At 73.5% G+C, this 12,593-nt stretch carries 10 protein-coding genes and 1 pseudogene; 3 read left to right on the top strand and 8 right to left on the bottom strand.

The features are described from left to right. The first annotated feature begins 71 nt into the window (after window positions 1-71). Window positions 72-1,304 carry a sensor histidine kinase gene (locus tag ACIQI7_RS19850; RefSeq protein ID WP_401111517.1) on the top strand — a complete coding sequence of 411 codons (1,233 nt, stop codon included), beginning with the start codon at window positions 72-74 and terminating at the stop codon, window positions 1,302-1,304. Further along, a complete protein-coding gene (locus tag ACIQI7_RS19845; RefSeq protein ID WP_401111515.1) occupies window positions 1,301-1,957 on the top strand; it encodes a response regulator in 657 nt (218 codons plus the stop codon). Before ACIQI7_RS19850 ends, ACIQI7_RS19845 begins: the two co-directional genes overlap by 4 nt. Window positions 1,958-1,988: 31 nt before the next feature. Here ACIQI7_RS19845 and ACIQI7_RS19840 read toward each other — a convergent pair whose 3' ends face one another. The 8 genes from ACIQI7_RS19840 to ACIQI7_RS19805 all read right to left on the bottom strand — a co-directional run bounded on the left by ACIQI7_RS19840 (window position 1,989) and on the right by ACIQI7_RS19805 (window position 11,404). Then, complete coding sequence (locus ACIQI7_RS19840) at window positions 1,989-2,663, bottom strand: hypothetical protein (protein ID WP_401111512.1); 675 nt, start codon at window positions 2,661-2,663, stop codon at window positions 1,989-1,991. Window positions 2,664-2,790: 127 nt separating this feature from the next. Beyond that, window positions 2,791-3,810 (bottom strand): N-acetylglucosamine kinase, encoded by a 1,020-nt coding sequence (locus tag ACIQI7_RS19835; RefSeq protein WP_401111510.1) that lies wholly within the window; start codon window positions 3,808-3,810, stop codon window positions 2,791-2,793. A 171-nt stretch (window positions 3,811-3,981) separates the two neighbouring features. Next, the gene (locus ACIQI7_RS19830) at window positions 3,982-5,271 is read right to left on the bottom strand and encodes a 6-phospho-beta-glucosidase (protein WP_401111507.1); all 1,290 of its coding nucleotides are present in this window, start codon (window positions 5,269-5,271) and stop codon (window positions 3,982-3,984) included. Beyond that, a complete protein-coding gene (locus ACIQI7_RS19825) occupies window positions 5,271-6,179 on the bottom strand; it encodes a carbohydrate ABC transporter permease (protein WP_401111504.1) in 909 nt (302 codons plus the stop codon). The genes ACIQI7_RS19830 and ACIQI7_RS19825 overlap by 1 nt, the downstream gene beginning before the upstream one ends. 74 nt (window positions 6,180-6,253) lie before the next feature. After that, window positions 6,254-7,267: a carbohydrate ABC transporter permease gene (locus ACIQI7_RS19820; RefSeq protein ID WP_401111501.1), complete on the bottom strand. Its 1,014-nt coding sequence runs from the start codon at window positions 7,265-7,267 to the stop codon at window positions 6,254-6,256. Window positions 7,268-7,293: 26 nt separating this feature from the next. Next, window positions 7,294-8,649, bottom strand: a complete 1,356-nt coding sequence (locus ACIQI7_RS19815; RefSeq protein ID WP_401111499.1) for an ABC transporter substrate-binding protein — start codon at window positions 8,647-8,649, stop codon at window positions 7,294-7,296. A 180-nt stretch (window positions 8,650-8,829) separates the two neighbouring features. Continuing rightward, window positions 8,830-10,020 carry an ROK family transcriptional regulator gene (locus tag ACIQI7_RS19810; RefSeq protein WP_401111498.1) on the bottom strand — a complete coding sequence of 397 codons (1,191 nt, stop codon included), beginning with the start codon at window positions 10,018-10,020 and terminating at the stop codon, window positions 8,830-8,832. A gap of 205 nt (window positions 10,021-10,225) precedes the next feature. Beyond that, the gene (locus tag ACIQI7_RS19805; protein WP_401111495.1) at window positions 10,226-11,404 is read right to left on the bottom strand and encodes a mechanosensitive ion channel family protein; all 1,179 of its coding nucleotides are present in this window, start codon (window positions 11,402-11,404) and stop codon (window positions 10,226-10,228) included. Between the two features lie 514 nt (window positions 11,405-11,918). Here ACIQI7_RS19805 and ACIQI7_RS19800 point away from each other — a divergent pair. Then, window positions 11,919-12,422, top strand: a pseudogene (locus tag ACIQI7_RS19800) (HNH endonuclease); the annotation flags it as partial. Window positions 12,423-12,593: the final 171 nt, after the last annotated feature.

The raw sequence follows: 12,593 nt of genomic DNA, 5'->3' as shown, positions 1-12,593 counted from the left end.
CGCCGTACTGGCCCAGGGGACTACGCCCCCGGGCCGATGTGCCGCCGTCGGGCCGCGGCTACCATCGCGCCATGATCACCGAACCCCGTCCGCCGCTGCTCAGACGTCTGCCCGCGGGCGTGTGGGTGGGGGCGCTGTGGACGACCGTGATCGTCTACCGCCTCCTCACCCGCGAGGACGAGCTGCGCCACCTGGTCTCGTACCACGGCAACCCCGAGGACATGCCGATGGTGGTCACCGCGGTGGTCACCACCCTGGTCGCGGCGCTGCTGGTCCGGCTGCCGCTGGCCGCCGTCGTGGTGGCGCTCGCGGGCGCCGTCTACGCGCTCGGGATGTGGCAGGTCCCGGAGACCGCGCCGCTCCAGTTCCTGATCGCCGACGGGGTGGTCGGCTACTGCGCGGCCACCCGCTCCCGCCGCCTGTCGCTCAGCGCCCTGGTGCTGCCGATCGCCACCCTCCTGGGGCTGTTCCTCCACGGTGTCGTCAGCGGCTACGCCGTCGACCCGGTCGCCTACGCGGGCCTCGCCGCCACCGTGCTGATCGCCTGGCTGGTCGGCAATACCGTGCACCAGGGCCGCGCCCACGCCGAGGCGCTGCGCGGCCGGGCCCACGAGCAGGCCGTCACCGCCGAACGGCTGCGGATCGCCCGGGAGCTGCACGACATGGTGGCCCACAACATCGGCATCATCGCGATCCAGGCCGGCATGGGCAGCCGGGTCATGGACACCCAGCCCGCCGAGACCCGGGCCGCCCTGGAGGCGATCGAGGCCACCAGCCGGGAGACCCTGGCCGGGCTGCGCCGGATGCTGGGCGCGCTGCGGCAGGGCGAGGGGGAGGCCGCGCCGCTCGAAGCGGCGCCCGGGCTGGGCGAGTTGGACCGGCTGGTGGCGAGGGCGGCGGGCGCCGGGGTCCGGGTGGCGCTCACCCGGCGCGGCGCGGCCTGTCCGCTGCCGCCCGAGGTGGACCTGGCCGCCTACCGGATCGTCCAGGAGGCGGTCACCAACGTGGTCAAGCACTCCGGCACCCGCGACTGCCGGGTCACCGTCGAGTACGGTCCGCGGGAACTCGGCGTCACGGTGCTCGACCTGGGCGCCGGCGCGGCGACCCTCGGCCCCGGGAACGGCACCGGCCACGGCACCGGCTACGGCCTGGCCGGCATGCGCGAGCGGGTCGCGCTGCTGGACGGCGAGTTCAGCGCCGGCCCGCGCTCCGGGGGCGGCTTCCTGGTCGCCGCCCGACTGCCGCTCCCCGACGGGGCCGCGGCCGACACCGCCGTCGAGACCCCCGTGGAGGTGGGACCGTGATCCGCGTCGTCCTGGTCGACGACCAGCCGCTCATCCGCACCGGCCTGCGGGTGCTGATCGCCGACGCCCCCGACCTGGAGGTGGTCGGCGAGGCCGGCGACGGCGCGGAGGCCGTGGAGCTGGTCGCCCGGCTGCGCCCCGACGTCGCCGTGATGGACATCCGGATGCCCGGTACGGACGGCATCGAGGCCACCCGCCGGATCGCCGCCGATCCGGACCTGCCCACCCAGGTCCTCGTCCTCACCACCTTCGACGACGACGACTACGTCTACGGCGCGCTGCGGGCCGGGGCGAGCGGCTTCCTGGTCAAGGACCTCGCCCTGGAGACCATCCTGGACGGCATCCGGGTGGTCGCCGCCGGGGACGCCCTGCTGGCGCCCGGCGTCACCCGCCGGCTGATCGGCGAGTTCGCCGCCCGCCCGGCCGGGGCGCCCCAGCCCCGCAGACCCGTCGCCGAGGCCGTCACCGGGCGCGAGCGCGAGGTGCTCACCCTGGTCGGCCGGGGCCTGTCCAACGCCGAGATCGCCGCGGAGCTCACCATCAGCGTGGCCACCGCGAAGGCCCACGTGGCCCGGCTGTTCACCAAGCTCGACGCCCGGGACCGGGTCCACCTGGTCATCCAGGCCTACGAGTTCGGCCTGGTCACCCCGTAGCCCGGTCCCCCCTTCTCCGCGCTGCCCCGGACTAGGGGCCCTCGACCTCGCCGATCCGCATGATCCGGCCGTGGGAGTCCAGCACCACGTCGTAGGCGTTCCCGTGGCAGCCGTACGGGGCGTCCGGCTCGCGTTCGGCCAGGCAGTCGGCGATGTGGGTGATCAGCTCGTCGAGGGGGACGGTCCCGGCGGGGTCGTCCTGCGGACCGCCGACCAGGGTCGCGGCCACGCCGGCGCTCGCGAAGCCGTAGTGGACGGGGCTGCCGGCCGGCTCGTAGCGGGCGGAGCCGCAGCCGAACCTGGCGGGCCGGGCGGTGACTTCGGCCGGGCCGGTGGAGACGACGAGCAGGACCTGGTGACCGGGGAGCAGGGTGGGGGCGGCGCACTCGGGTACGGCGGACGGCGCGGCGAAGGGCTGGTCGGACGACCCGTCGGGGGCTTCGGGGGAAGCGGAGGAAGAGGCGTCGGAGGAGGGTGAGGCGGCGGGCCAGGACGGTCCGTCCGCGGCGGAGTAGGACTCCTCGTCCTCCTCGTAGAGGAGGTCGTCGTCCTCGTCCAGCAGGTCGTCCGCGCCCTCGTCGGCCATGGCGGCGGCGGAGGCGGCGGCCACCGTGGCGCCGGAGTCGGCGGGCGTGCAGCCGGTCAGGACGGCTGCGGTGCCGCAGGCCAGCAGGGCGGCGGCGAGGAGGGTGCGGGGCGGGGCCATGGCACAAGTCTCCCCGGCCGGCGGCGGTTGTCGGTACCCGATTGACACGATCGGGGGCCGGCCCGCGGTTCCCTCCCCCCGTCGGACGTGCGGGTCCGGCGGGGGGAGGGAGGTCGGTGAGCCGGCGTCAGGCCGCCACCGGCCGGCCCGCCTCGTACGCCTCGCGCACCCGGGCCTGCGCCCGCTCGCCCGCCGCCAGGTGGTCGAGGCCGAGCAGCGCCGCGCCGAGCACCGGCGGAGCGACGACGACGCGCGGCTCGGCCAGCGGCGCGGCCTCGGCGAGCCGGGCGGTCAGGTTGTCCAGCAGCAGCGGCTGCCGGGCGGCGAGCACGCCGCCGCCCAGCACCACCGGGGTCGGGGTGTCCAGCAGCTCCAGGCGGCCGAGCGCCACCACCGCCAGCCGGACGATCTCGTCGGCCTGGCGGTCGAGCAGCCCCAGCGCCACCTCGTCGCCCTCGTCGGCGACCGCGAACAGCACCCGGGTGATCTCGTGCAGCCGCGCGCTCGGCAGGTGCCCGAGGTGCACGGCCTCGGCGACGGCCCCGGCGCTGGGCAGGCCGAAGTGCTCGGCGATGGCCCGGGCGAGGCCGGTCGGCCCGCCGCGCCCGTCCTCGGCGCGGACGGCGTGCCACATGCTGGCCACGGCGAGCCCGGAGCCGCCGCCCCAGTCGCCGGTGAGCTCGCCGAGGGCGGGGAAGCGGGCGGTGCGGCCGTCCGGCAGCAGGCCGACGCAGTTGATCCCGGCGCCGCAGACCACCGCGACGCCGCGCGGGCCGTCGGTGCCGGCCCGCAGCAGGCCGAAGGTGTCGTTGACGACGGTGTTGCCGACCCCCCACGGGTGGGACTCCAGCGCCTCGCGCAGCGCCTCCTCCTCGACCGGCAGGTCGGCGTTGGCCAGGCAGGCGCTGACGTGGCTGGTGAGCACGCCGCGCCAGGACGGGTGGCCGGCCGCGGCGGCGGCCTGCTCGACCAGCGGGGCGAGGCCCGCCACGGCCGCCGCGCCGCCGATCTTCTGCGGCTCGAAGCCGCCGCCGCGGGCGGTGCCGAGGACGCTGCCGTCGGTGCCGATCAGGGCGACGTCGGTCTTGGAGTTCCCCGCGTCGATGGCGAGGACGCCGGGCAGGAGTGGTTCGGACTGGTGGGTCATCAGGTCCCCGCGGCTCGTACGTGGCCCGGGCCGTGGTCGTCGGCCGGGTGCCCGGCCGTGGTCGCGGCCGGGGGCCCGGCCGGAGGGTCCCCGGCCGGGGGTGGACGGTCTCCTCGCGCTGCCCGCCCGGCGGCCTTCCGCGGTCGCCGGGCGGGGGAGTCGCGGGCCGGGTCAGGCCCAGGCGAGGTGCTCGCGGTTGTGGGCGAGCAGCCGGTCCGTCAGCTGGTCGGCGAGTTCGATCTGGCCGACCAGCGGGTGGGCGAGCAGGGCGTCGAAGACCCGGTCCCGGCCGCCGCGCAGGGCGGCGTCGAGGGCGAGGTGCTCGTACGCGGTGACGGCGGCGATCAGGCCGGCGTACAGCGGCTCGACGGGCCGCTGCGGCAGCGGGCGCACCCCCCGCGCATCCACCTCCGCCGGGACCTCGATGACGGCGTCGTCCGGCAGGAACGGCAGCACGCCGTCGTTGCGGGTGTTCACCACCTGCACGGACGTCCCGCCGCCGGTGCCGAGCAGCGCGGCGATCAGCTGGACGGCCGCCTCCGAGTAGAAGGCGCCGCCGCGCTTGCCGAGCAGTTCGGGCTTGGTGTCCAGGGCCGGGTCGGCGTACAGCTCCAGCAGCTGCCGCTCGATCTCGGCGACCTGCGCGGCGCGCGAGCCCTGCTCCCGCAGCTCGGCCACCACCGCGTCGTGCTGGTAGAAGTACCGCAGGTAGTAGGACGGCACCACGCCGAGCCGCTCGACGAGGGCCTGCGGCAGGTGGAGGTCCTCGGCGATCTCCTTGCCGTGCGAGGCCAGCAGCTCCGGGAGCACCTCGCGACCGGTCGCGGCACCCGGGGCGTCCAGCAGGGTCACCCCGCGCTCCCAGGTCAGGTGGTTGAGCCCGACGTGGTCGAGCCGGACCAGCTCCGGGTCCACGCCCAGGTGCCCGGCGAACCTGCGCTGGAAGCCGATCGCGACGTTGCACAGCCCGACGGCCTTGTGCCCGGCGTTCCGCAGGGCCCGGGTGACGATGCCGACCGGGTTGGTGAAGTCCACGATCCAGGCGTCCGGGTTGGCCCGGCGGACCTGCTCGGCGATGTCCAGCACCACCGGGACGGTGCGCAGCGCCTTGGCGAGGCCGCCGGCGCCGGTGGTCTCCTGCCCGACGCAGCCGCACTCCAGCGGCCAGGTCTCGTCCCGGTCGCGGGCCGCCTGCCCGCCGACGCGCAGCTGGAGCAGTACGGCGTCGGCGTCCGCGACGCCCGCCGCCAGGTCGGTGGTGACGGTGACGGCCGCGGCGTGGCCCTGCCGGGCGAAGATCCGCCGGGCGAGGCCGCCGATCAGCTCCAGGCGGTCGGCGGCCGGGTCGATCAGCACCAGCTCGCCGACCGGCAGGGTGTCGCGCAGCCGGGCGAAGCCGTCGATCAGCTCCGGGGTGTACGTCGAACCGCCGCCGACGATTGCCAACTTGAGTGCGGACATCAGCCCTTGACCCCTGTCAGTGTCACGCCTTCGATGAAGGCCTTCTGAGCGAAGAAGAAGAGGACGATCACCGGTGCCATCACCAGCAGGGTGGCGGCCATGGTGAGGTTCCAGTTGGTGTGGTGGGCGGCCTTGAAGGACTCCAGTCCGTAACTGAGCGTCCAGGCCTCGTGGTTGTTGCTGGCGTAGATCTGCGGGCCGAAGTAGTCGTTCCAGCAGTAGAAGAACTGGAACAGCGCGACCGCCGCGACGGCCGGCTTCGCCATCGGCAGGACCACCCGCAGCAGGGTGCGCAGGTCGCCGCAGCCGTCGATCCGGGCGGCCTCGATGTACTCCTTGGGGATGGTCATCAGGAACTGGCGCAGCAGGAAGATGGAGAACGCGTCGCCGAAGGCCATCGGGATGATCAGCGGCCAGAGCGAGCCGTCCATGCCCATCTGCTTGGACCAGAACAGGAACATCGGGATGACGGTGACCTGCGGGGGCAGCATCATCATCGCGACGACCCCCATCAGGGCCAGGTTGCGGCCGCGGAAGCGGAACTTGGCGAGGGCGTAGGCCACCGGGAGGCTGGAGACGACGGTCAGCAGGGTGCCGAACCCGGCGTACAGCAGGGTGTTGCGCCACCAGGTGAGGAAGCCGGGGGTGTTCCAGACCTTGCTGTAGTTGCCCCAGTGCCAGTCGGTCGGCCAGTAGTCGGTGGTGAGCGCCTGCCCGTCCGACATCACCGAGGTGAGGAAGACGAAGACGAAGGGCAGCAGGAAGAACAGCGCGGCGGCGATCGCCACGGTGTGCACGGCCACCCAGTGGAGGAACGCGCGGCGGCGGGCGGCCCGGGCGGCGGGGCCGCCGGACCGGGAGGGGACGGCCGTGGCCGGCCCCGCGGTGAGTGTGGTGCCAAGGGTCATGATCGGGTCCTCCCGGGCCCCGGGCGTGTCTGACGATTCGCGTCGCGAGCCCGACTGGGCTTGTCGGACACGCCCTAGTCGTCGCTCGCCATGAAGCCGGAGCGGCGGCGGAGCAGGATCGAGGTGACGGCCATCGAGATGGCGAACAGCACCAGGGCGACGACGCAGGCCGCGCCGTAGTTGTAGCTCTGGAAGCCGAGCTTGTAGACCATCTGCGGCAGGGTCCAGGTGGAGCCGCCCGGGTAGCCGGGCTCGAACTGCTGCCCGGAGTTGCCCGCGATGCCGCTGGCGACCTTCCCGGCGACGTACGCCTGGGTGTAGTACTGCATGGTCTGGATCACCCCGGTGACCACCGCGAACATGATGATCGGCGAGATGTTCGGCAGCGTGACGTACCGGAACCGCTGGAAGGGGCCGGCGCCGTCCAGCTGGGCCGCCTCGTACTGCTCCCGGGGGACGTCCAGCAGCGAGGCCATGAAGATGACCATCAGGTCGCCGACGCCCCACATGGCGAGCAGGGTGAGCGCGGGCTTGGACCAGTCCTCGGAGGCGAACCAGCCGGGCTGCGGCAGGCCGAGGTCGCCGAGCAGGTGGTTGACCGGGCCGGTGCCGGGGTTGAACAGGAAGGCGAAGGCGACGGTCGCGGCCACCGGCGGGGCCAGGTACGGCAGGTAGAACGCGGTGCGGAAGAAGCCCGCGCCGGTCTTCACCCTGGTGATGAGCATCCCGATGCCCAGGCCGAAGGCGACCCGCAGGCTCACCATCACGACGACCAGCCACACGGTGTTGCGCAGGCCCTGCCAGAAGGTCGGCAGGTGGTTGAAGACGTAGTCCCAGTTCTTCAGGCCGTTGAAGCTCGGGTTGCCGAAGCCGTTGTAGGAGGTGAAGGAGAAGTAGGCGGTGGAGATCAGCGGGTAGGCGAAGAAGACGCTGAAACCGATCAGCCAGGGGGAGAGGAAGGCGAGGGTGCGGGCCGCCTCCCGGCGGCGCTTGCGGCGCAGCAGGTGCTGCGTGCCGGGCGCCGCCGGGTCGGTCGGTGCCGCGTCGGCCTCGTCGTTTCCCTTGCGGGTGCCGAACGCGAGTGACATGGGAGCTCCGTGGACCGTTCCCGGGCCTACTTGGCCTGGGCGATGTCGGTGTCGATCTGCTTGGCCGCGGCGGCCAGGCCCGCCTGGACGTCGGTCTGCTTGCCGGACTCGTAGTCGTAGCCGAGGTTCTGCAGGGTCACGATGTAGGCGCCGCCGTTGGCGGCCGGCGGGGTGGTGCCGGAGTGGGGGTTCTTGGCGACGTCCAGGAAGGTCTTGAAGTTCTCGTCGGAGACCAGCTTCGGCGAGTTGAGCGCGTCGAAGGTGCTCGGCACGTTGTGGATCGCGTTGGCGAAGTTCACCACCGCGTCGGTGTCCGTGGTCAGGTACTTGACGAACTCCCAGGCGGCGGCCTGCTTCTTGCTGGTGCTGGCGATGCCGACGATGGTGCCGGTCTGGTAGCCGCGGCCGTAGGTGTCCGCCTGGTCGTCCGGGACCGGGAAGGCGGCGGTGGCCCACTCGAAGCCGGGCTTGTTCTCGGCGAGCGAGGCGGTGCGCCACTCGCCGTCGAGGATCATCGCGACCTGGCCGGTGTGGAAGGGGTTCTTGGCGCTGAACTCCTCGCCGAAGGTGGCGCGGTACTTCTCCAGCTTGGCGTAGCCGCCGAGCTGGTCGACCAGGCCCTTCTGCCACTTGAGCATCGCGGCGACCTTCGGGTCGGCGGCGATGCTCGACTTGCCGTCGGCGCCGAAGTAGCTCGGCCCGTACTGGCCGAGGTAGTGCTCGGTGGTGGACTCGTAGCCGTGGTACAGCGGCATGAAGCCGAGCTGCTTGTACGAGTCGCCGTCGGCCTGGGTCAGCTTGACGGCGTCCTCGGCGAACTCGCTGAAGGTCTTCGGGGGGTTGGCGATGCCGGCGTCGGCGAAGGCCTTCTTGTTGTAGTACAGGCCGTACGCGTCGCCGAGCAGCGGCAGCGAGCACTGGTTGCCCTTGAACTGGGTGTAGGCGAGCATCGCGGCCGGGAAGGTCTTGGCCGGGTCGATGCCGCTCTTGTCGAGCATCGGCTTGAGGTCGGCGAAGGCCTTGGTCGAGCAGAACATGCCGACGTTGTTGGTGGTGAAGGAGGAGACCACGTCCGGCGCGCTGTCACCGCCGGCCCGCAGCGCCTGGTTGACCTTGTCGTCCGGGATGTTGCCCACGGCCTTGACGTGGATGTTGGGGTGGGCCTTCTCGAAGGCGGCGATGTTGTCGTTGATCGCCTTGGTCTCGTTGTCCTGGCTCCAGCCGTGCCAGAAGGTGATGGTGACGTCCTTGCCGCTGGCCGAGTCGTCGGTGCCGCCCGAGTCGCTGGAACCGGTGCAGGCGGAGGCGAGCAGGGCCAGGACGGCGCTGCCGGCGACGGCGGCGATCGTGCGACGGCCTCGGCGGGAGGTGGTGGCGTGCACTTCGGGATCCTCCTGGGAGTGCGCGGGCAGGCCTCGTTGCCTCGGGTCCCGCGTTCGGGGGTTGGGGAGAGGTGGGTGCAGGTGGGCGAGGTGACAGGGGGAGCGTCGGTGGGCGGACGTCGGTGCGTGGACGTCGGTGGGTGGACCGGCGGTGGATCGGCGGTGATCAGTGGGTGGACGTCAGTGGGTGGAGAAGACCGCCTCGCGGGCGTCGGACAGGGCACGTTGCAGGGCGCCGAGCAGGACCGGTGAGCCGGGCAGGGCGCTGCTGCGGACCTCCGGCCGGGCGATGGAGATCCGCGCCAGTTCGTCCTCGACGAGGGCGCGCAGGCGCTCGCCGCCCGCGCTCGGCACCACGCCGGAGAGGACCACCAGCTGGGGGTCGACGACGGCGACGATCACCGCCAGCCCGACGGCGAGCCGCCCGGCCAGCTCGGCGAGGAAGGCGTCGCCGGCGCCGGGGGTGGCCAGCGCCTTGGCGATGGACTCCTGCGCGGTGGCCGCGCCGAGCCCGTGCTCCCGGGCTAGGGCCCGGACGGCGGGGGCGCCGACCAGGGCCTGGAACCCGCCGAACTTGCGGCGGCGGGCGTCCCACTCGACCGGGGAGTCGGGCAGCGGCATGTAGCCGACCTCCCCGGCGCCGCCGGTGAAGCCGCGGTGCAGCCGCCCGGCGATCACGATCGCCGCACCGACCCCCGCCCCGGCCCAGAGCAGGACGAAGTCCTCGAAGCCGGCCGCGGCGCCCGAGGACCGCTCGGCGACGGCGGCCAGGTTCACGTCGTTCTCGATCGACACCGGCGCGCCGATCGCCGCGGTCAGCTCCTCGACCAGCCGCGGCGAGTGCCAGCCCGGCAGGTGGGAGGCATAGCGCAGCCTGCCGGTGACCGGGTCGGGAGCGCCGCCGACCCCGACCGCGACGGTGCGCAGCGAACCCTCGGGGAGGCCGGCGGCCCGGACGGCCGCGGCCACCGCGGCGGCCACGGCCGGGACGGTCCCGGCGGCCGGGACGCCCTTGGTCGGCACGGTGTGCTCGGCCAGCGTGGTGCCGGTGATGTCGGCGACGGCGACCCGGATCTCGCTGTTGGTGACGTCCAGTCCGGCGACGTACCCGGCGGCCGGATTCACCTGGTACAGCCGGGCGTTGGGCCCGGGGCCGCCAGCCGTGGTGCCGACCGGCAGGACCAGCCCGGCCGCCTCCAGCCGGGCCAGCAACTGGGAGGCGGTGGGCTTGGAGAGCCCGGTGAGGGTGCCGATCTGGGTGCGCGAGAGCGGCCCGTTCTCCAGCAGCAGTTCGAGGGCGGCGCGGTCGTTGATGGCGCGCAGCAGGCTGGGGGTGCCGGCGAGGGGGGCCTTGGCGGAGCTCTTGGTCATGCCCGGAATCCTCCTCTTTCGGCTCGCTCCGGTGAACTGTTAGGAAACTTTCCAGTCGCTTGGCAAGGACCGTAAGGGCCGTGTCGTCGGGGTGTCAATGGTGGGTGGAGCGGAGGATGCCGAAGCGTTACCGGACCGCGCGAAGGCCCCGCCCCCACCGTGCCCGGGTGGGAGCGGGGCCTTCGTCAGGTCCGTCGGGGAGCCGCTACGCCTTCGCCGCGTCGTCCCCGCCCTTCGCGGACGGGATCGGCTCGGCGGCCTTGAAGCGGGCCGAGTTCGGGTCGGCGAGCGCGGACGGCGCCGCCTGCTCGGCGGCGGGCACCGGGGAGGGCGCGATCACCACGCCGGTCGCCCCCGCCGCCGCGGCCGCCGGGACCTCCTCCTTGACCTTGATGCCGGCCCGGTCGAAGGCCGTCTTCAGCCGCTGGCGCAGCGCCCGGGAGACGGAGAGGGCCTTGCCCGGGGCCGTCCGGGCCTCGACCCGCAGCACCACCGAGTCCGGGGCGACCGACTCCACGCCCAGGATCGACACCGGCGCCCAGATCAGCTCGTCGTACGGGGCCTCCTTGGCCATCAGCTCGGCCGTCGCCAGGATCAGGTCCTCGACCTGGACGAGGTCCTCCTTGTACCCGACCTGCACGTCCACCGAGGCGGTCGCCCAGCCCTGGCTCATGTTGGCGATCCGCTTCACCTCGCCGTTGCGGATGTACCAGATCTCGCCGTTCGCGCCGCGCAGCTTGGTCACCCGCAGGCCGACCTCCAGCACGGTGCCGGTGGCCACCCCGGTGTCGATCTCGTCGCCGACGCCGTACTGGTCCTCCATGATCATGAAGACCCCGGAGAGGAAGTCGGTGACCAGGTTGCGGGCGCCGAAACCGATCGCCACACCGGCCACACCGGCGCTCGCCAGCAGCGGCGCCAGGTTCACCCCCAGTGCGGACAGCACCATCAGCGCCGCCGTGCCCAGGATGGTGAAGGAGGCCACGCTGCGCAGCACCGAGCCGATCGCCTCCGAGCGCTGCTGGCGCCGCTCCGTGTTCACCACCCCGGTGTTGGCCAGCAGCCCGCCCAGCCGGCTCTCCTCCTGGTGCTCGGAGGTGCGCGCCATCCGCCCTATCAGCTGGGTGATGAGCTTGCGCACCACGGCCCGCAGCACCAGGGCCAGCACGATGATGAAGACGATCCGCAGCCCGGAGGCCAGCCAGCCCTGCCAGTGGGTGTCGAACCAGCTGGCGGCCTGCCGGGTGGTGTCCGAGACCTCCTGCGCGCTGGTCGGGATCCGCAGGTCGAACTCGGGCAGCTGCGCGGTGGGGCTTGGGGTCGGCGTCGGGGTGGCGAGCGCGGCGGACGCGTCGGACGGACCGGTGGCACCGGAGCTGAACACGTGCGGACCTTCCTGGCTGGGTGCGTGGCGGTCCGCACCGCCGACGAGCGGCCCGCGGACCGTGAGCGCTAGCCTATCCGCCGCACGATGCACGCCGGGACGCGCGGGGAACCCCCCACGAGCGTGCCCGAGGGCGTACGGGGCGTCCCGAACGCCCCGTCAACGCCCCCGTACGCTCCCCCTCCACCTGGGCCGCGAAGCCGTCCGGGGCCGTCCGCGGCCGTCCGGGGCCACTCGGGGCGCTGCTCCGGACGGCCGAACCCCGCCCCCGGAGGGCCACCCGGCAGGGTCACCGGGGCGGGCCGCACCGCCACCCGGGTGCAACCCGACCTTCCCCCGGGCATACCGGCTATGACAGAGACCACACCCGGAGTTCGCGTCAGGTCCGTTACACAGGAGTGGTGGCGCCGTACAAAGGCGTAAGGCGACACTGGGGGAGATCGCGCACGCGTGGCGCGGTCCAACCGCTCGTCCCGGCGCGAGCCACGCGCCGCAGGCGTCCAAGGAGGCATCCGTGCCGCATGTCCTGGTCCTCAACGCGTCCTACGAGCCGCTCGGCGTCGTATCGATGCGCCGCGCACTCATCCTGGTCCTCAACCACAAGGCGGTCAGCCTGGAGGACTCGGGAGTCACTCTGCACAGCGCCACCAGCGCCCTTCCGGCGCCGTCCGTCGTCCGTCTGACCCGCTTCGTGCGGGTCCCGTTCTGCGGGCCCGTCCCGCTCACCCGCCGGGCGCTGTTCGCCCGCGACCACGGCCGCTGCGTCTACTGCGGGGCCGCCGCCACCAGCGTCGACCACGTCATCCCGCGCAGCCGCGGGGGCCAGCACCGGTGGGACAACGTGGTGGCGGCCTGCCGCCGCTGCAACCACACCAAGGCCGACCGCCACCTCACCGAGCTCGGCTGGCGGATGAAACGACCACCCGCGCCGCCCAGCGGCCTGGCCTGGCGCATCATCGGCACCGGGATCAAGGACCCGCGGTGGCGGCCCTACCTGGAACCCTACGGCGGCGGTGACCAGCTGCGCGCCCCGCAGTGGGGCGAGTACGAGCACCACGACCATACCGAGCAGCCGGTCCACCCCGTCCCGCTCGGCCGGGCGCACGCCGCCCACCCCGCCCCCGTCCGCCGCGGCGAGCAGCCCGAACCGCTCTCCGCCTGACCCAGCTCCACAAGGGCCGCCCGTCAC

The sequence above is a fragment of the Kitasatospora sp. NPDC092039 genome, from assembly GCF_044756065.1.
GTDB lineage: Bacteria > Actinomycetota > Actinomycetes > Streptomycetales > Streptomycetaceae > Kitasatospora.
This window is presented reverse-complemented; position numbering and strand designations above follow the sequence as displayed.